The 19,151-nt window shown below is 47.5% G+C and carries 14 protein-coding genes; 9 read left to right on the top strand and 5 right to left on the bottom strand.

The genetic code is table 11. From position 1 onward, the window contains the following. Positions 1 to 23: 23 nt before the first annotated feature. Positions 24 to 1,382 carry a hypothetical protein gene (locus OB236_RS37660; RefSeq protein WP_262688619.1) on the bottom strand — a complete coding sequence of 453 codons (1,359 nt, stop codon included), beginning with the start codon at positions 1,380 to 1,382 and terminating at the stop codon, positions 24 to 26. A 267-nt stretch (positions 1,383 to 1,649) separates the two neighbouring features. Between OB236_RS37660 and OB236_RS37655 the strand changes: the two genes are divergently transcribed. Beyond that, positions 1,650 to 3,044, top strand: a complete 1,395-nt coding sequence (locus OB236_RS37655; protein ID WP_262688618.1) for an MATE family efflux transporter — start codon at positions 1,650 to 1,652, stop codon at positions 3,042 to 3,044. Here OB236_RS37655 and OB236_RS37650 read toward each other — a convergent pair. Together OB236_RS37650 and OB236_RS37645 are read right to left on the bottom strand one after the other, a co-directional pair. Beyond that, entirely contained in the window at positions 3,041 to 4,750 is a 1,710-nt protein-coding gene (locus tag OB236_RS37650; RefSeq protein WP_262688617.1) for a hypothetical protein, read from the bottom strand. The two genes, OB236_RS37655 and OB236_RS37650, sit on opposite strands and share 4 nt — an antisense overlap. 37 nt (positions 4,751 to 4,787) lie before the next feature. Continuing rightward, positions 4,788 to 6,089 carry an AAA family ATPase gene (locus tag OB236_RS37645; protein ID WP_262688616.1) on the bottom strand — a complete coding sequence of 434 codons (1,302 nt, stop codon included), beginning with the start codon at positions 6,087 to 6,089 and terminating at the stop codon, positions 4,788 to 4,790. A gap of 195 nt (positions 6,090 to 6,284) precedes the next feature. On the opposite strand from OB236_RS37645, the gene OB236_RS37640 reads away from it, so the two are divergent. The 4 genes from OB236_RS37640 to OB236_RS37625 all read left to right on the top strand — a co-directional run bounded on the left by OB236_RS37640 (position 6,285) and on the right by OB236_RS37625 (position 10,820). Continuing rightward, the gene (locus tag OB236_RS37640; protein ID WP_262688615.1) at positions 6,285 to 6,761 is read left to right on the top strand and encodes a glutathione peroxidase; all 477 of its coding nucleotides are present in this window, start codon (positions 6,285 to 6,287) and stop codon (positions 6,759 to 6,761) included. Positions 6,762 to 7,007: 246 nt separating this feature from the next. Next, positions 7,008 to 8,720, top strand: a complete 1,713-nt coding sequence (locus tag OB236_RS37635) for a putative bifunctional diguanylate cyclase/phosphodiesterase (RefSeq protein WP_262688614.1) — start codon at positions 7,008 to 7,010, stop codon at positions 8,718 to 8,720. 221 nt (positions 8,721 to 8,941) lie between these two features. Next, positions 8,942 to 9,781: an ATP-dependent sacrificial sulfur transferase LarE gene (gene larE / locus OB236_RS37630; protein ID WP_262688612.1), complete on the top strand. Its 840-nt coding sequence runs from the start codon at positions 8,942 to 8,944 to the stop codon at positions 9,779 to 9,781. 46 nt (positions 9,782 to 9,827) lie between these two features. Beyond that, positions 9,828 to 10,820: a 2-hydroxyacid dehydrogenase gene (locus tag OB236_RS37625; protein WP_262688611.1), complete on the top strand. Its 993-nt coding sequence runs from the start codon at positions 9,828 to 9,830 to the stop codon at positions 10,818 to 10,820. Between the two features lie 372 nt (positions 10,821 to 11,192). On the opposite strand, the gene OB236_RS37620 is transcribed toward OB236_RS37625, so the two are convergent. Further along, a complete protein-coding gene (locus OB236_RS37620; RefSeq protein ID WP_262688610.1) occupies positions 11,193 to 13,346 on the bottom strand; it encodes a HelD family protein in 2,154 nt (717 codons plus the stop codon). A gap of 190 nt (positions 13,347 to 13,536) precedes the next feature. Continuing rightward, positions 13,537 to 14,724 (bottom strand): cytochrome P450, encoded by a 1,188-nt coding sequence (locus OB236_RS37615; protein WP_262688609.1) that lies wholly within the window; start codon positions 14,722 to 14,724, stop codon positions 13,537 to 13,539. A 224-nt stretch (positions 14,725 to 14,948) separates the two neighbouring features. Between OB236_RS37615 and OB236_RS37610 the strand changes: the two genes are divergently transcribed. From OB236_RS37610 to OB236_RS37595, 4 genes are all read left to right on the top strand, one after another. Beyond that, entirely contained in the window at positions 14,949 to 15,158 is a 210-nt protein-coding gene (locus OB236_RS37610) for a hypothetical protein (RefSeq protein WP_262688608.1), read from the top strand. A 192-nt stretch (positions 15,159 to 15,350) separates the two neighbouring features. Next, positions 15,351 to 17,405 (top strand): alkaline phosphatase, encoded by a 2,055-nt coding sequence (locus OB236_RS37605; RefSeq protein ID WP_262688607.1) that lies wholly within the window; start codon positions 15,351 to 15,353, stop codon positions 17,403 to 17,405. 37 nt (positions 17,406 to 17,442) lie between these two features. After that, positions 17,443 to 18,465 (top strand): hypothetical protein, encoded by a 1,023-nt coding sequence (locus OB236_RS37600; RefSeq protein WP_262688606.1) that lies wholly within the window; start codon positions 17,443 to 17,445, stop codon positions 18,463 to 18,465. Further along, positions 18,465 to 19,151 carry an ABC transporter ATP-binding protein gene (locus tag OB236_RS37595; protein ID WP_262688605.1) on the top strand — a complete coding sequence of 229 codons (687 nt, stop codon included), beginning with the start codon at positions 18,465 to 18,467 and terminating at the stop codon, positions 19,149 to 19,151. Before OB236_RS37600 ends, OB236_RS37595 begins: the two co-directional genes overlap by 1 nt.

Raw genomic sequence — 19,151 nt, 5'->3', positions numbered from 1 at the left:
CGTGATTGTGATGAGCTGAATAACTACAACAGCAAGTAACTGACTAGCACGCCTGTACCTCCAAACAGTAAACCAAAGCCGAGATTCCATGCGGTAATCCGATAAGGATTGACGCGGAGCAAGCCGCTCATGATCGTTACTGTTGAATTAAAAGTTCCCATAAAGGATGAGCATAAGCATGAGGTAATGAGTACCATTGCGATACTTAGCGGATTCATGATCACAAGAACTGGCTGCAGCAGGAAGCCAAATACTCCCATTACGACCAAAGGATGAATACCTGCAACCGGTAATAGAAAGCAAACCAGAAAAATAACAATAAGCAGTAAGGATGGCCAGTGGGAGATCGATTGAACGGAGCCCTCGACCAGATGAAACAGCGGGCTTTTGGACACGGCGCTATTGAAAAAACCGAAGGACAGGAACAATACCAATAAATGGCGCAGTCCGACGATGCCCTCTCTCCCATGCAAACGGATGGAGGCGACAAAGCGCCCCAATCGTCGCAAAGCGATAGCCCATACAATAGAAAAAGGAAGCAGTACAAACGTCATTGCCGTGAAAAAGGAAAGATGTAAAGCCGATTGCAGTAAGAAAGCGAGAGTAATCAACAGCAAGAGAGCGAACAAAAATGTAATGGTTTTGGGCCATGATGGGGCTTTGGCAGTAGCTTGTATCATGGCTTCGTCCTTGATTCGTCGGTAGCTTAAGCCCCACAGGCCGCCAGCTATAAACATCAGGACAGATAAGCCGAGCATCCAGGGAAGCAGTGACATATAAGAGATGCCGGTAATGAGCACAGCGGTTGCCACCAAGGGCTCGACCGGACTCCACAATGCGACTATTCCAAAGCCGCGTAAGATGGCACTGGCGATAAACCGATTGGCCAAACCCTGCTCTTGATGCTGCAGATGCTTTTTCAATACTTTGTGAACCAAAGGAAGAGCGGCAAAAAACAGAAAAAGACTTAGCAAATAACTTACAGCTAAGGAACGTACATATAAGCTGCCCAGGTTACCGGACTTCACATGGAGCCATCTGCTCAAGTGCCGATCGTAACCACCTATCCGGATGACCCGGTTAATGAACGGCAGCATGTACAAAAGCGAAATCAACATGACGTTGGATGTCATCAATAAGGGGAGCTGAGAGATCGGAAGCTGTCCCCAGATCATACATGCGATGCCTGCTGCAATAAAAAGAGAGCCGGCGATTTGAAACATCCTGCGAGCGTCATGCATGGAAATGGCTAGGCATACGATCGCAAGGCTACCTTCAACTATTAGGAGCCAGGTCGAGCCGATCAAGGTCTGCAGTACAAAGGTTAAGACTAATAAGCTGTAAAAAATGGGTCTTGTTGAATGGATCATGGTGGTAATCACGGTTGTTCTCCTGTCTGAGTAGGTATCAGTATTAATTCTTTAGGTATTATAGCATTGAACGATTTAATGAGGTATCCTTTTTATAACATAAGAATTTATAAGTTTTCAGCAAAGCTGAAGGATTCTTATCTCGCAAGAAAAGCAACCTATTGGACACGGATGTATCTTCGTCGAATAGGCTTCGATCAGAAGCTTTACTTATAAAAGAGGAAAACCCTTCAAGTTTGTGCTATATGGATTGTGACTTAAAAATAAAGGAGAATATCAATGAGTACTTCTAAACCAGCGGCGGCACGTCCCTCTTTAACAGAAGGACCTATCGCCAAAACGCTTTTTTTATTTTCTTTACCGATTTTGCTTGGTAATGTGCTTCAATCTTTGAATGGTTCTGTCAATGCCATCTGGATTGGCAAGTTTCTCGGTGAGCAAGCGCTTGCGGCAACGTCAAATGCCAACATTATTATGTTTTTGTTAATTAGTGCGATTTTTGGAATTGCCATGGCGGCTGTTATTTTGATCGGACAAAATCTTGGAGCCAAGCGTGTAGACGAGGCTAAAAAGGTAGTGGGCACGAGCGCGGTATTTTTTATGGTACTATCGATTATTGTCGGAGCGATCGGCTTGATTTTTTCACCGGAAATTCTAGATTTGTTGAATACGCCGGCAGATGCGAGGGAGTTTGCAATTGCGTATACGCGGATTATTTTTGCAGGGGTACCTTTTATGTTTGGCTATAATCTTGTGATGGCCGTTTTGCGTGGGTCCGGCGATGCCAAAACCCCATTTTACTTTTTGCTGCTGTCGGTCGGTCTTGACGTTCTGCTCAATCCGTTATTGATCGAAGGGATGGGACCCTTTCCACGGCTTGGCATATCCGGCTCTGCTTATGCGACCTTCTTCTCACAATTGGTCAGCTTTGTGCTGCTGCTGTTATATTTGTATAGAAAAAAATATTTTCTTCGTATCACCAAAGACGATCTCCATATGCTGCGATTAAAATGGGATATTGTACGCGCTCTCATCCAAAAGGGACTTCCGATGGGTTTGAATATGGTGGTGGTTTCGTTAAGTAATCTGTTCCTGGTTCATTTGGTGAACTCATACGGCTCTGAGGCTTCAGCTGCTTTTGGTATCGCTACCCAAATTTCAAGCTACGTACAGATGCCAGCTCTTGCGATAGGCGGTGCGGTTACCTCAATGGCAGCACAAAATATTGGCGCAGGGAATTGGGAGCGTGTCAATCGGATTACATGGACGGGTGTGGCCTTCAATGTGGGGTTGACGGGTGTGCTGGTATCGTTCATCCATTTATTTAACCGTCAAGCCGTCAGCCTGTTCCTCCCCGAGGGGAATGCGATAGATATCGGCGTGCACATTAATAATTTAACGCTCTGGTCGTTCATTATATTTGGGATCTTCAATGTGGTCGCCGGTGTTGTCAGATCCTCCGGGTCCGTTATAGTACCGCTGGTCATTTCTTTTATCGCCTTATTGCTGGTGCGGAATCCGCTTGCTTACCTCTTGGGTGGTTTGTACGGCTTTGACTCCATCTGGTGGAGCTTTTCGATCAGCTTTACGGTAGCAGCGGTTTTGAACATTCTCTATTATCGATTCGGAAATTGGAAAAAAGCAAGAATGAGGCCGGCAGCAAAACCAGCCTAACGCTTGCGAAATACATCAAGAAGCAGCTCATTGCTCGATGTGGACTGTGTTTCCCAGGTTGCAGCAAAACGGACCTGATGAGAAATACCCAAAATATCGTAGCGATTGACAAGATGCTGTCGGGCATTACCGACAATGAGCGAGTGCAGCCGCACCTGTTTATGAGCGCCTAACTCAGCCAGCTGCTGGCGGACGGGTGCGCTGATCGTGCCTATACCGTCGGTGACCATGACGAAATCGGCGTCCTTGAAACGGGAGTTGGCTTCCACCATCTCAATTCCCCTTTTGATGGGAGCATCGAAATGGGTGCCTCCGCCAAACGCCAACTGTGTCAACGCATAAAATGCCGGCCAGTCCGGCTTGCGCCAAAATAACGTTTGCTCGACCAGTTCACCTTGGGCACCAAACAGCAGCAGGGCAAAGTCGCGCCGCTCCAGCATACTAAAGGCAGCAAAGGTCGCGACAAAAATTTGTGCTACCCGCAGCTTGCTGCCGCGCATCGAATGGGATGTATCCAGCATACAAACGACCGGCCCTTTGTGCGGTTCTTTGGTGCGTCCGCTCACATTGTAAGTCAGCAGCTTGCGGTCGAGCCACTTCACCAGAAAATACGATTCAAAATCCGAATCAGCCAGCAAACTGGCTTCACTTGGCAGCATATGGGCGATATCGGCTGATTGTCGCAGATCGTCATAAGCTTCAGGAATATGGGGCGAGCGTTGGTTGCGGCGCTGTACCTTGAGATGCTGCAGGTTGCGACCGACTTCCTGAAGAAAGGCGATCAGCTCCGGGTGACGCTTCAGCTTGTCCAGCCATTGGAGATAGTTGGCGAATTCCTGTCTGTGCAGCCTTCCAAGATCACTTCCCCAATAGCGATTGGCTACGCGTTGGCTCGCTTGCAGCAAATCGTGAACGTCCAGACTTTCCTGCTCTTCACGCCCCAACGCTTCCTTAAGCGAACGGTTCAGCCATTGTCCCAGCTGCTCCTCGAGCTGTTGATAGGTGTCCTTATCACGTTTGGTCAATCGTTCCAACTGACGTTCTCGCTGCTCAAGCTCCGTTTCAGACTTGCGCAGCTTGAGCTTCAGCTTATCTCGTTTCACGAAATCCGTACGCATTTCCGTTTGCAGGGTTACAATGCGTTCCTTCAACTGTTGAATCTCCGATTCCACCAGTGGTTTTGAATCGAGCGAAGCCTGCTTATCCTCAACATTGCGTTTCCCCTGCTGGAGCGTGTAGCCGACCAGCTTCAGTCGCTCCAGCTGTTTATCGCTGAGATGCTCGCTGATCTGAGTGCTGTCTTGCCCGAGACCCGTCTGCCTGTTCTGCAAGCCAATCCCCATCAGCGTTTCATCCTGCTTGCGCTGCTTTACCTCTTCGGCATAAGTTGTTGTCAGCCACATCAGCGCTTTAAGTGCGGTCTTGAAAGAAGCATTAACCTCACCTATTGTGCGGGGACGAATGGAGCGATAAAAAAACTGCCTGCGCAGCTGTCCAACCAGCCAATGGTGAAAAGGTGCAGCTTCCTGGGAACGGTTGATTTCCGGCTTGGGTAAATAAAAGCACATGAAAAAATCGGCAAACAGCTCCACCGAAAACCAGGCCGCCGATCCCTTCGTCTCGCGAATCCATTCCTTCGCCGTGCGCGATGAGTGGACATATCCATCAAATACATAACGGTCTATACGGGCACATTGGATGATCAACCTCACTCACCGCCTATACGTATAATGGTGCTGCCTGCTAAAGTGTGTAGTCGTATTGGACTCCGGGAATTTCACGATCAAACAAGGTGCGGTATAAGCCTTGCAGTGTCTGCAGGATCCGTTCTCCCTGAATCCGCAAATGCGTGTATTTAACAGCGTAACGATCCGTATGGATCAGCAAAAAGTTTTGGTTGCGAATATAGCCGGGCCAATCCTTCTCCCGCTGCTGCCACTGCACTAATTTACCGCGCAGCTGTCGGGCTGTCTCTTCGAGCTCTTGCTTACATTGCTCAAGCCGATCCTTTAATTGCTCTTGTGCTTCTTTACCAAGTGATCCGCCGACTTCCTTCTTGAACTGGAAGGCATGAAGCTCATCCTCCATATCGAGCCATCGTTTGGCGGTCTGATCATAGTCGTGAAGGGGCAGATCCCGCTCAGACTGCTGTTTAAGAGCCTCCTGAAAAGCGGTATGAAACAATTCCTGTACTACCGTCACATCCTCTGGAAAATCCCACAGCATGTTAGGCGTATACACGGTGTCCCACACATTGACTGCATCACGCCCGTTTAATGCCGCTGAGGTTTTCCACAATTGCCCGATCTTGCGCCAGCGGCGGTCTGATAAGGTGAATTCTTTAGCTTCCATAGCGGTTTTCAACTGGTACAGCATATAGATAAGAGATTCCGGTAGGGTGACCTGTTCAGACGCCTTTCTAACCGTTTCCACATCCTTGACTGTCAAGAGGGAGGGAAGTGAGTCGGTTGGAAGCTGAAACATCTGCTCGTAGCTCGACATATGCTTCAGGAAGCCAACCTCGTAGCGAATCAGAAAACGGTCATATAATGCGGCCAATTGCTCATTTTCTTCCGGCAGCTCGTTGGAGGCCGCCATCAGAAAAAGGAGCGGGGACTCTTCTTTGTCACGTCCATTGAAAAATATCCGTTCATTTAATATGGATAGCAAGGCGTTCAGGATAGCGCTGTTAGCTTTGAATATTTCATCGAGAAAAGCAAAGTCAGCAGCAGGCAAATACCCTTCGGTTTGCCGAATATATTGATCAAGCTTCAGCTTCTGCAGCGAAACTGGACCAAACAGCTCATCAGGTGTTGTGAAGCGGGTTAACAGGTATTCAAACCATTCTCCGCTGCCGAACAGCTGTGAGATCGCTCTTGCGAGCTGCGATTTGGCTGTGCCGGGAGGGCCGATCAGCAGTACATTCTCATTGCCCATCAAGCCGAGTACAAGTAAACGAATCAGCTCTTCACGCTCCAGGAAGCGGCTTTCCAGCAGACCGATAGCCTGCTCCAGATGATGTTGAATTCTTTGAATTTCATTCATTTGAATGTCCGTCCGCTTGTAACAACGACCTTAATCGTTAGCGAACGGGTACCTCCCCTGCAAATGTGTCATAGCTTGCCCAAGTCCAACTTTAATTGTAACAAAATAATTTTAGATATACGAATCATCACAGGATTTCTATTTGTGAGCGGGTTCATGGTATGATAAGACAAAACTTTGAGGAGGGTATCAACCATGTCTAACATTTACGAAATATCCGTGCCGACAGCGAGCGGTGGGAGTAAATCATTAAGCGAATACAAAGGTAAGGTGCTGCTGATCGTGAACGTGGCTTCCAAATGCGGCTTTACACCGCAGTATGCAGGTCTTGAAAAGCTGAACCAGCAATGGAAGGATCAAGGGCTGGTTGTTCTGGGCGTGCCCTGCAACGATTTTGGCGGACAAGAGCCAGGAAGCTCGGAAGAAATCCAGGAGTTTTGCAGCTTGAACTACGGTGTCACCTTTGAAGTGCTGGGTAAAGTCACTATTTTGGGTGAGGATAGGCATCCTTTATATGCGTTACTGACGGAGCAGGCTGAGCAGCAGGGCGATGTCAAATGGAATTTTGAAAAGTTTTTAATTAGCAAAGAGGGCACAATTGCCGGGCGATTCTCAAGCCGCGTTGCACCTGAGGATGCTGAGTTAACGGAAGCCATTGAGAAGCTGCTGTAATAACTTCTACATATTTGGAAAACGAAGGATTGTGTGGTATGCCGCATAATCCTTTTTTTCTACATGATTCGATTAATTTCGTCATCAATTTCCTTCATTTATGATATAATTGACGCTGAAAAGCTAAACTTTAAGTTTTGAGAGGGCTCGCATGACTTACTTCCACAGGGAAGCTCGTTGTTGTCTAACAATGAGAGGGTATTTTAGCGGAATCTGCTCATACAGCAGACTGGGGAGAAGGCAATCATGGATTATTTAGAATCATCGCTGCCACTTACGCAGCAGCCCCTATTCATGCTTAGCGGCGATGCTATCGTGCTTCTGGGTTCGAATGGTAAAATTATACAATTAAATGCGGAATGCAGCAGATTGCCGGGACTAAACTCCAAGGATTGGTTAGGTTGTACTTTTGAATCTCTTCTCGATAAGGAGAACGGACATACGTTTGCCGCGCATTTTCAAGGTGCATTGCGAGGATTGGCAAGTAATCTGGAGGTTGAATTTCCTGAACGGGGCGGGCAGGTTACGGAGCTGCAGTTGCGCTTAATCCCGGTTGACAGTGATGGACAGGTGTTTATATATGTGGTGCTCAAGGACGTGACAGACCAAAAGAGAGCATTGCAGCTCATTGAGCATATGGCTTATCATGACACATTGACAGGACTACCCAATCGCACCATGTTTCAAATCCAGTTGACACAAATGATTTCTGCTTCTTTGGGCAGTTCTGAGGATGACCAGTTTGCGATTCTGCTGCTGGACTTGGAAAGGTTTCAAATGGTCAACGATTTGCTCGGCCCCAATCTGGCAGATTTGCTGCTTAAGCAGGTTGGTGAAAGGCTGCAGCTTCTTGCGGGATTCGATTGTACGGTAAGCCGATTAGGTAACCATGAATTTGCCGTTCTATTTTCCCGATTCGGAGACTCCGCAGAAATTGTGGAGAAAGCCCGCTCGATTCATGAACAACTGATGGTTCCTTTTTTGGTGAGGGATCGGGAAATTGTGATTGTGGGGAGTATCGGATTGGCTTTTTACCCGCAAGACGGCACGGACATGAATGGACTTCTGCTGCATGCGGCCAATGTACAGGCAATGGAGAAGGAATACGGCGAGGGTGTTTACCGTCTTCAGCAAGGGGATTTTGGAGCCAATGCGCGGCTTCGCTTAGAGCTTGAGCATGATTTGCGCAAGGCGTTGGAGCGCGAAGAGTTTGAGTTATATTATCAACCACAGTATGACATACAGCGTAATGAGCTGATGGGTGCAGAAGCGTTGATCCGCTGGCATCATCCGAAGCATGGCATGGTTTCACCTGCACAATTCATACCGCTTGCCGAGGAAACAGGCTTGATCGTACCGATTGGTGAATGGGTGCTTCGTACTGCATGTCGGCAAAATAAGCAGTGGCAAAGGGCAGGATTTCTGCATTTATCGATTTCCGTGAACTTATCGCTTCGTCAATTTCAGAAGCATAATCTGATTGGTGATATTAAGCGGATTTTAAAAGAAACCGAACTCGAATCCAAGTTTCTGGAGCTGGAAATTACAGAGAGTATGGCTATGGACAACGTTGAGCGTGTGATTCGCAAATTAAATGAACTGAAGGACTTGGGTATCCGAATTTCGATGGACGATTTTGGGACCGGCTACAGCTCACTTCAATATTTACGCAGACTTCCCTTACATAAGCTAAAAATCGATCAATCGTTTATTCGCGATATTAATCATGATGCCGACAGCGCGGCAATTGTAAGTACGATTATAGCGATGGCCAACCATTTAAGGCTGGAGGTGGTCGCCGAAGGAGTGGAAACGGCACAGGATTTGCAGTTTTTGCTGCTCCAGGACTGCCGCCACGCACAAGGATATCATTTTAGTAAACCGCTTCCTGCAATGGAATTCGAACGTTTGTTAAACGAAGGGGGGGAACTTCTGTCGCCTTTTTATGTGCAACCTTGAAAATTTGCTCTTTTTCTTGAGTGTAAAAAGGACTATAATAAAGCGGGATTCCAAAAGTCCCGTTTTACTTATACAGCAATACCCTAATTGCCAGGCTGACCGGAGTTCCGGAGGCTGAAATACGTTGTAATACTTATGATGCAAGTTTTGCGAAAGCAAAACTCTAAGCAAATGCTTACGAAGAAAGTTTTGCGAAAGCAAAACTCTAAGGAGGGATTTCCATGCAAACGATCGAACAGAAATATGAAGAGCTGGGCCGTATTTTACACGAGATGGATCGGGTCGTCGTCGCTTTTTCCGGTGGCGTGGATAGTGCTTTTCTATTAAAAGCAGCTTTGGAGTTTTTGGGTCCTGAGCGTGTTTTGGCGATAACCGCAGATTCCGAAACGTATCCGGTTCGGGAGAAGGAAGAGGCCATTCTGCTCGCCAAGGAGCTTAATGCACCGCATGAGGTTATTCATACAAGTGAGTTGGATATTCCTGGATATGCCGAGAATCCGACGAATCGTTGTTATTTTTGCAAAAATTCATTATTCGAGCATCTCATTCCGATTGCAGAGAAAAAAGGCTATCATCACGTTATATTCGGTGCAATTGCCGATGATTTGGGCGAACATCGCCCGGGACTTCAAGCTGCTCATGACCAAGGTGTACGTGCACCGCTGCTGGAAGCGGGTATTAAAAAATCAGAAATCCGCCATCTATCCCGTCAATTTGGGCTGCGTACATGGGATAAGCCTTCATTTGCTTGTCTGTCTTCAAGAATACCTTACGGGGAAGCGATTACAGCTTTAAAGCTGTCGATGATTGACCAGGCTGAGGATTTCCTGATTCAACTCGGATTCCGTCAAGTGCGGGTCAGACAGCATGAAAATCTCGCTCGTATCGAAGTGCCTGCCGCAGATCTGCCCGAGGTACTGGCCGTAGCTGAAACCGTACATGCCAAGCTGAAAGAAATCGGCTACGCATACGTGACGATGGATTTAAAGGGCTACCGCTCAGGAAGCTTGAACGAAGTACTAAGTCCCGATCAGCAATCCGTTCATGCAGAAACCGTATAGCCTAAGTAGAATGGATTCCATAAAACCAATACCTGGAGGAAAGAAAATGTCAGCAAAACCAAAAGTTCTTATCACGCAAAAAGTGCCGGAAACGGTTCAAAATTATTTGAACGAGCATTGTGACTGTACTTACTGGGACAAGGAAGGCACGATGCCTCGTGCTGAACTGCTGGAAAAGATTACGGATGTAGAAGGTGTATTCCTCTCTGGAGGGGCTGTTGATACCGATCTGCTGGATCGTGCTCCTAATCTGCGCGTAGTCAGCTCGTCTTCGGTTGGTTACAATCATTTTGATCTTGAGGCTATGAAGGCAAGAGGAGTACTTGGCACGCACACTCCATACGTTCTGGATGGAACTGTTGCGGATCTTGTGCTTGCGCTCATGCTGAGTGCAGGTAGGAGAATTGCGGAGCTTGATGCTTTTGTGAAGGCAGGTAAATGGCAAAAGGGTGCTGTAAAAGGTACTGAGCTGTTCGGAATGGATATTCATCATGCAACTGTTGGGATTATCGGTATGGGACGAATTGGTGAAGCGATTGCCAAGCGGGCTGTACACGGCTTTGATATGAATCTGTTGTATTATAGCCGCAGCCGCAAGCAAGATGTTGAGGACAAGTATGGCGCTCGCTACTGCTCCTTGAATGAGCTGCTGGTTGAGTCGGATTATGTAGTCATTATTACGCCTCTGACACCAGAGACCGAGCATATGATTGGTAAAGAGCAATTTAGTCTAATGAAACCAACGGCATTCTTCATTAATGCATCGCGTGGTGCAACGGTAGATGAGCAGGCGTTGATTGAAGCCTTGAACAACGGAACAATTCGTGGCGCAGGCCTTGATGTGTTCGATGTGGAGCCAACACCGATCGACAATCCGCTGCTCAAAATGCCGAACGTCGTTACCTTGCCGCACATTGGCTCTGCAACTGACAAAACGCGATACGATATGGCCATGCTGGCAGCGAAAAATCTCGTTGGTGCATTAACCGGCGGCGAAGCGTATGTTGTTCAGGAACTGCAAGGCATAGGTAATATATAATCGTCATAGGAAGATAACACATCTGATCCATACAAAAGGCCCGTCCCGGCAGCCAAGCTGCTAGAGACGGGCTTTATTTACTTATATGTATTTAGGTGTTGATACTACAAAGGGGTTCTCTTTTATGAAATAGCGTAAGGCAGTTCGACTCTTAGGTTTATAAATGAAGTGGCAGCCAGCAAAAAAGATGAATAGAGGACATGGGTGTTGGGTGGAAAGTTTACGGGCCGTCTTTGAAGTCGTGTTCCCACCTCCGAGTCTAATAAATGGAACACGACTTCAACAACGGCTGCAACCCCATACCCATGTCCTCGCCAACGCACCAACGTAGGGTTTTCGACAATCGTTCTTAGAATTACATATGAAATGGGCTTATCTGATTACAAAATCACCTTGTATCGGATCAACTAAGGGTGAAGCCGTCCCATCATACCAAATTTGCAGCGAATGCAAAGCGCGGGTGCAGCCCACATACAGCAGCTTGGCATCCTGCTCGGTAGCCGGGTAATGAACATCATCCACATCAATGATCAATACCGCATCGAATTCGAGTCCTTTAGCCATAAAGGTCGGAACGATGGAAATACCACCTTCATAGTGCTGTTGACCCGCCGCGATCAGGTTGACCGACAGGCCAGCTGCATTAAGCTTCTTGTAGAGCGCTTCGCTGCGTGCCTCGGTGCGAACGAGAATCGCAACGGTTGATATTTCTCCGGTTTGCAGCTTCTGGACAGCAGTGATGATGGAGGTAATCAGCTTGGCTTCATCCACCCGAACAATTTGGACGGGGTCTCCGCTGCGGAACACAGGAATGGCCAAGGCTGCAGGCTGATCCAGACCGAGCTTTAATACCTCATTGGCAAAATATATGATTTCCATCGTAGATCGATAGCTGCGATCCAATTGAAAATAAGCCGTTTTACCTTCTTCAAAAAGCGCCGTAAACTCATCCCATTTGCGAATCCCTTGATAGGCATGAATCCCTTGGGACAGGTCTCCCAAAATCGTAAACGATTGGTTACGGGTATGCAGATTTAACAAAGCTACCTGAAACGGTGAAAAATCCTGGGCTTCATCAATTACCGTGTGATCAAAGGTCAGATCCCCGTGGATACCTTGAAATTTGCTGCGAATGAAGAGTAGTGCTGCCAAATCCTCGGGCTGAACACGCTTTTTCTTAAGGTGCGCTTCGGTCGAGGCCAGCAATTCCTTAGGTATTTCATTGTAAAGTTCGACGGACAAATAATCGGGCTTACCCGCGGTTTGGAACAGCTCTTTATAGAACGTAAAGGGGGTATAGGCAGTCCAATGCTTGGCATAGTCGCGCAGCCGACTGGAAGCCTTTTTCTTATAGTCCTTTTTCAGATGAACCTCCCATACCTTCTCAAGCTCCATTTCCTGCCAACGTTTAACGCGCGCCATCACACGCTCACGCCGTTTCATTAAAGGGTCATGTTTGTATTCTACCTCATACCACTGACGCATCGTTTGCTTGCTCAGCTTGACACCGTCCCAAGGACTGTAATCTGCATGAGGAGCGGCAGAAGCTTCGAATTGCTCCAGTGCTTGCTCCAGCCATTGCATGAACTTAATCGAGCCCTTCCAGCGGCCCGGAGCAGCGTCGTTCATTACAGGTCGGCCCGGACCGGTTTGAAACCAGTAACGCAATTGCTCGGAGGTATCGATCAGTTTCACCTCATGCTCCAATAGCTCCAGCGCCCAGTCACTAAAGGTAGTTTGCTGAATATCGCCGACACCAAGCTCAGGAAGCACGCCTGAAATATAATCGAGGAACATTCGGTTAGGCGCGAAAATAATCATGCGTTCAGCACGAACCTGATCGCGGTATTGATATAGCAGATAGGCGAGTCGGTGCAAAGCTACCGTTGTTTTACCGCTTCCAGCGACACCCTGTATGAGCAAAGCGCTGTTCTTGACAGCACGGATAATCGAATCCTGCTCGGACTGAATGGTGGAAACGATGTCGCGCAGCTTATTATCCTTGTTTTCTCCCAAACGGTAGAGCAGGAATTCATCGGTAACTGCCATGTTGTCGCCGTTTCGATCGAATGTATCGACTACCCGCTGGAGAATTTGTTTGCGAATGACAAGATTTCGTTTTAAAAACACAAGGCCTTCCACAAGACCATCAGGGGAATCGTATTGAGTAGCATCCAATCCTCCTGTATACGAATAGAAAAGGGAAGCAACCGGTGCACGCCAATCGACGACCATCAGCTCCAGCGTCAAATCCTTCTCAACGCCAACCTTGCCAATATAAAGAGGGAGAGGCTCCTTGTGACCGCTTTCCTGAAAATCAAGCCTGCCAAAATAAGGTTCGCTCTGGGCAACAGCCAGATTACGACGCCGTGAATCACGGATCGAATCCAGCACCTGTTCGGTGTGATCATGCCCGGTATAGGGCGGAATGCTTGCCAGTTCCTGCAGCTGTCGGTCAATTTCGGTGAACGTGTCCGCCAACCGTTTCATTTCCTCGTCATACGCGTTTTGCATGCTGATTTCCAAGTGATAACCTCCGCTCATTCCGTTCATATTGTGTTAGACAGGACGGATATCATATCACAATTTACATCTATATTGCAATCATTGTATGAAATGTATAATTCCTGCGAATTCCAGTGAACTGAATCATTCCAAAAAGCCTCGCGTCGCCGGATTGCCAACGAACGCGAAGCCTTTTGCATGAAAATTGCAATTAATGATGGAATCGCAAAGGCAAGCTTTCCACTCCATGAACGATAAATCCGCGTGCCGGCTGAAGCAAATCCTGATTGATCCGCTGCAGGTTCGGAAGCCGATCCAGGATGACTCTAAGTGCGACCTTGGCCTCCATACGCGCAAGCGGTGCGCCGAGACAGAAGTGGATACCATGGCCAAAAGCAATATGCGGATTAGGATTTCGCGTGATGTCGAACGTATGAGCATTCATAAATTTGTGTTCGTCACGGTTTGCCGATCCAATCCAGGCAACGACCCTGCTGCCAGCTGCAATCGTTTGTCCACCAATCTCTAATTCCTCCTTGGCCGTACGAAACATGGCTTGAACAGGGGAACGATAACGAAGCACCTCTTCAATGGCAGAAGGAAGAAGCTGCGGGTCTTGGCGTAGCTGATCCCATTGCTCAGGATGCTCCAACAAGGTGAGAACAGCATTGCCGATCAAATTGGTAGTAGTTTCATTGCCTGCGACAAGCAGCAGCGAACAAAAAGCTAATATGTCATGCTCTGACAGCTGCTGCTGCTCCTCCTCAGCCAGCAGGAGAGCGCTGATCAGATCATCCTGAGGATGGATGCGGCGTTTGGCTATGATCTCACGGAAATAGGCATGCATCTCCATGAGTGCTTGTTGGGACTCTGGATTGACTTCCCCAATTACGGCATTGGCTGAGGCTACGACCTCATCGGACCAATGCTTGAACCGGTCGCGATCCTCGCTTGGAATTCCCAACAGCTCGGCTATGACGATAACCGGCAGCGGGTAAGAGAAGTCACGAATAAGGTCGACCTTACCTGATTGAATATATGGAGCAAGCAGTTCGTTGGCAATCTGCTCGATACGCGGCTCTAAGGCAGCAACCGCTTTGGGCGTAAAAGCACGGCTAACCAAAGAGCGAAGCATGGTATGCCTTGGAGGGTCGGTCGTAATTAGAGAAAAGCCACTATTAGCCTGTGCAGACTTTTGAGCAGCAGTTTCAGCACTCGCTTCATGGCCGTGGCCGGAAGAAAAGCGCGCTTGATCGGAAAGCACGGTCCGTACATCGTCATAGCCGAACACAGACCAGAACTTCATAGCTTCCATATAAGCAACGGGCTGTCCTGCGCGCATTTGATCATACATAGGATAAGGATTTCTGAGCAGCTCCGGGGTTAATAAGATACTCACAAGTATCATACCTCCTCATTTTTTGTCACGAATGGCAAGTCTGGGTTCTGGGTAATTACATAGCTTTTGGAAAGGTGTTATTATTTCCCACCTATACCTGAGCTATACCTTTGTTTACCCGGAAATGGACAAATCACGATGAAATTATATGAGAGTTTTACGAACGATAGCTTTTTCGATATGATATTATCCATCTACTTAGACGAATTGGAGGCTGGGATCATATGAGGACCGAGGATCAAATTAAAAGAAAACGCAATGAGCTGGTTGTCCAGTTGAAGTCAGCAGAAGCTGAGCTGGTAAATTTACTGCAAAGCAATCCCGAAAGCGAGGGGAAAATCGATAGGCTTCGTTCAAAGACTGAACAGTTGGAGTCCATGGTTATGATGCTGGAATGGGTACTGAATGAGCCAAGCGGCGCCTATCATAATTAACCTCGCAAGCTACAACATGCCGGCTCTTTAACCTGCTTACACCTCTAATTTACATTCTGTTGATGATCTCGAGCAAATTTTACATAGTGATAATGTAAGCAGGCATTCTGTTAAATCTTTGATAGTTACAATTGAACATATGTCCACTTTATACATATGTTTGGCCAAAACTGTTGGAGGTGTTGAGTCAGAATGAAAACAAAGACTTTAAAGCTCATTACAAGTATCGCACTGACGGGAGGATTATTAGTTAACAGTCCTGAGCTGCTTCCGATTGGCATTTCAACGGTACAGGCGGCAGAGCAAGCTGCGGCACCATCCGTGTACATTGCCCCAATCGATCGCGCGAAATTTATAGCTGGCGGCAAGTTTGATTTCCGCGTAGAGCTGAACAATTTAACGGCCATGCCGAGTTCTGTAAGCATCACGGTTAACGGCAAGGACGCCGAGCAGTTTTTCGATAAGCCTTTTGTTAAAACGAACACAAGCAAGAGCCAGGAATTTACCATTCGTGATGTGATGATTAGCACAGCAGGTACATATGAAGTAGCAGTAAAAGCGGATGGTTTGTCTAAAACCGTAAAATATGAGGTTGTATTGGCGGACAATGGCGGACAGAAGGCAAAGAATGTGATTTTGTTCATCGGTGACGGAATGGCATTCCCGGACATTACCATTTCCAGGGTGATGTCCAAAGGACTGACTGAAGGTAAATATAACGGTCTGTTGGAAATGGATAAATTTGAACAGCGGGCAGTAGTGACTACCTCAGGGATGGATTCCATCGTTACAGACTCTGCCAACAGCGCAAGTGCTTATAATACAGGCCATAAATCGGCTGTAAACGGTCTTGGCATTTATCCGGATAACACAGAAAGCTCTTTGGATGATCCGAAGGTAGAGACGCTGGCTGAGATGTTAAAACGCAGCAAGAAAATGTCTGTAGGCGTGGTATCGACTTCCGAAATTGAAGATGCAACACCTGCTGCAGTTGTTTCCCACACACGTCGCCGTGCTGACAAGCCGGAAATCGCTGAAATGCTGTACAAGCTGCAGCCGGAAGTTATTTTGGGTGGAGGCTCTGCTTACTTCTTGCCTAAATCAACACCGGGCTCCAAGCGTAAAGATGATCAGGATTTATTCGATATGTTTCAGAAAAAAGGCTACACGATCGCTGAGAACGCAACACAGCTAAAAGCTGCTAATGCACCAGATAAGCTGCTCGGCTTGTTCCATCCATCAGATATGAGTGTATATTACGACCGTTCTACGAACAATACAGCTGAATTGAAAAGCTTTACGGATCAACCGAATTTGTGGGACATGACGTCAAAGGCGATTGAAGTGCTGAGTAAAAACGAGAACGGCTTCTTCCTAATGGTAGAAGGCGCCAGCATCGATAAGCAGCTTCATCCGATGGATTGGGAACGTGCTGCTTATGACACGATTGAGATGGATAAGGCTCTTGGAGTTGCCAAGAGATTTGCCGAGAAGAATGGCGACACGATGATTGTAGTTACGGCAGACCATGCTCACTCTGTTAGCTTGGCCGGCACGTATTGGGAGGGTGACGGCAAATCGGGCAGAGAAGGCTTCCGCACGTATGAAGAGGCCAAATTCCCGACTTATGTAGATGGAAATGGAGACGGCTTCCCGGATAGCCCGGATGTTGACCGTAAGCTTGGGGTCGTATTCGGATCGGGTACCGACTACTATGAAGATTACAAATTCGATCCCATTCCAACTTCACCGGCTGTGAAAAATAAAGAAGGTCTCTATGTTGCCAATCCAGCTAAATTAGCGAACCCGGATGATCCGGATCGTGATCGTTTCTTGCGTAAAGGCATTCTGAACCAAACGACAGACAGCACAGGCGTTCATACCGCTGACGATGTTCCTTTAATGGCATATGGACCAGGCTCCAGCTATTTTAAAGGTACCATGGACAATACCGAAGTTTTCTTCGGATTAGCTAATGCATTAGGTGTTAATCTGACAGACGCTAAGTCCGATGGTAAAAACTGGGTTCAGCTTTCCACTTTTGTCAATGTGATTGGCGGTACGGTTAAATACGAAGCTACTACCAGAGAAATTACAGTAACGGTCAATGGCAGCAGCGTAATTCTTAACCTGGCTAGCGGTAAAGCGACTAAAGCGGGTAAAGAAGTAGCACTTGATTTCAAGTTTAATAATGGCACGACTTATGTATCGACCAGCTCTATTCTGGAAGTACTTGCAAGCAAATAATCCAATACAAACTTAGCATGATCCGGAGGGGATTTGCATGTTACTGGACAGTAAATGCATGATCACCTTGGGTGCTTGTCTAGTGGGTATGACCCTACTTGTTTCCGGATGCAATCAACCGGCTCCCCTACGTGATGGGGGGGCGGTTGATTTGTCTTTTCAGCAGACAGCCTTAGGAACAGGGAAAACCAATCAGACGAGTTCTAACCAAGGTGATATGAATAAGAGTTCGAATACAACGGAAACCAATGCTGCACAAGCAGCAAGATCAGAAGTGAACCAACCGAAAGCAGATGCACAGACGAACCATTTAGAAGCAAATAAACTAGATACGGATAAATCAGAATCCAATCAACCGGATTTGAAGCAATCAGAGGTCACAACCAAGCAGGAAAATAAGCCCGCTGCATCTGTGGCGGATGTCAATAAGTCTGTTTCACCTGAACCCAAGACGGCATCTGAGCAACAGCCACCTGTATCCGGGGAGTCAGGAGCGGACCTACCAATGCCGGAAAAATCAGCGACGGCATCTACAGCTACTGAGTCTGCAGTCGAGACCGTGACCAAACCTGCTCCTTCCGAAGCCGCATCACAGCCAGCTTCAACTCCATCCAAACCGTTGTCATCCGAGCAGACTCCTGCAGCTGATAAGACCGCCGCAGTCAATATCGTTAAGGATATAACCAAAGCAGCCACGATAACCTTCAAGGATCTATACTCGGATATGACCGTTCGAGGTGTAAAGTTCTCGGATAAACTTACACAGCTTGCCAATAAAAAAGTGGAAATGACCGGATTCATGGCTCCTCCGCTAACCGCAAAGGTTAACTTTTTTGTGCTGACCCGTGTGGCCATGTCGATTTGTCCATTCTGCTCCACGGACGCGGATTGGCCGATTGATATCGTAGTTGTGTCCATGCCGAAGGGAAAAGAGGTTATTCCAACTGAGCATCAGGTCAAAGTAACAGGGACTTTGAGTATTGGCTCTCAAACGGATGAAGAGACAGGTTTTGTAAGTCTGATACGAATTATTGCTGATAAGGTAGAGGTGCTCAAATAATGCTGCTGCTTGAACATGTGGACAAAAGCTATATCATCCCGGGTAGGCAGCACGTTCCTGTCCTGCATATTCCGTACTTTCAGATGTCGCCACAGGAAAAAGTGGCATTGGTGGGTCCGAGCGGCTCTGGTAAAAGTACGCTGCTCCATATGATAGCGGGTATTCTTCGTCCGACAAGCGGTACCATTCGTCTGCTTGACAAGCAACTGGACAGCTTGAGCGAATCAGAGCTGGATCGATTTCGGGCCAAGCATATCGGCTATGTCTTTCAAAGCTTTAATCTGCTGCCCGGGTTTACGGCAATGGAGAACGTGCTGGCAGCAATGCGATTCGGTCAAGTCATCCCGCCTAAGTTGCATAAGGAACGTGCCGCCGATATGCTCGATCAGGTCGGATTGTCTCATCGGCTTCATCATAAATCGGGACAATTAAGCAACGGTGAGCAGCAGCGTGTTTCCATTGCCAGGGCATTGGTTAATAATCCGGCGCTAGTGCTGGCTGATGAGCCAACGGCCAGTCTTGACTATGCGAATGCGGAGCAAGTAGCAGCTCTGCTGAATGAGGCTTGCCGAAGTCATGGTGCTGCGCTGCTGCTATGCAGTCATGATCTTGAACTGGCAGGTACCATGGATCGAACCATTAATATACGCGAGCTTTCCCAAACAGCTGCAGGGAGGGCGGGATAA

The sequence above is a fragment of the Paenibacillus baimaensis genome (genome assembly GCF_025567575.1).
This window is presented reverse-complemented; position numbering and strand designations above follow the sequence as displayed.

Coding starts and splice junctions, on each gene's coding strand:
- OB236_RS37655 (WP_262688618.1), top strand. CDS start 1,650: ATGAGTACTTCTAAACCAGCGGCGGCACGTCCCTCTTTAACAGAAGGA.
- OB236_RS37645 (WP_262688616.1), bottom strand. CDS start 6,089: ATGAATGAAATTCAAAGAATTCAACATCATCTGGAGCAGGCTATCGGT.
- OB236_RS37640 (WP_262688615.1), top strand. CDS start 6,285: ATGTCTAACATTTACGAAATATCCGTGCCGACAGCGAGCGGTGGGAGT.
- OB236_RS37635 (WP_262688614.1), top strand. CDS start 7,008: ATGGATTATTTAGAATCATCGCTGCCACTTACGCAGCAGCCCCTATTC.
- larE (WP_262688612.1), top strand. CDS start 8,942: ATGCAAACGATCGAACAGAAATATGAAGAGCTGGGCCGTATTTTACAC.
- OB236_RS37625 (WP_262688611.1), top strand. CDS start 9,828: ATGTCAGCAAAACCAAAAGTTCTTATCACGCAAAAAGTGCCGGAAACG.
- OB236_RS37610 (WP_262688608.1), top strand. CDS start 14,949: ATGAGGACCGAGGATCAAATTAAAAGAAAACGCAATGAGCTGGTTGTC.
- OB236_RS37605 (WP_262688607.1), top strand. CDS start 15,351: ATGAAAACAAAGACTTTAAAGCTCATTACAAGTATCGCACTGACGGGA.
- OB236_RS37600 (WP_262688606.1), top strand. CDS start 17,443: ATGTTACTGGACAGTAAATGCATGATCACCTTGGGTGCTTGTCTAGTG.
- OB236_RS37595 (WP_262688605.1), top strand. CDS start 18,465: ATGCTGCTGCTTGAACATGTGGACAAAAGCTATATCATCCCGGGTAGG.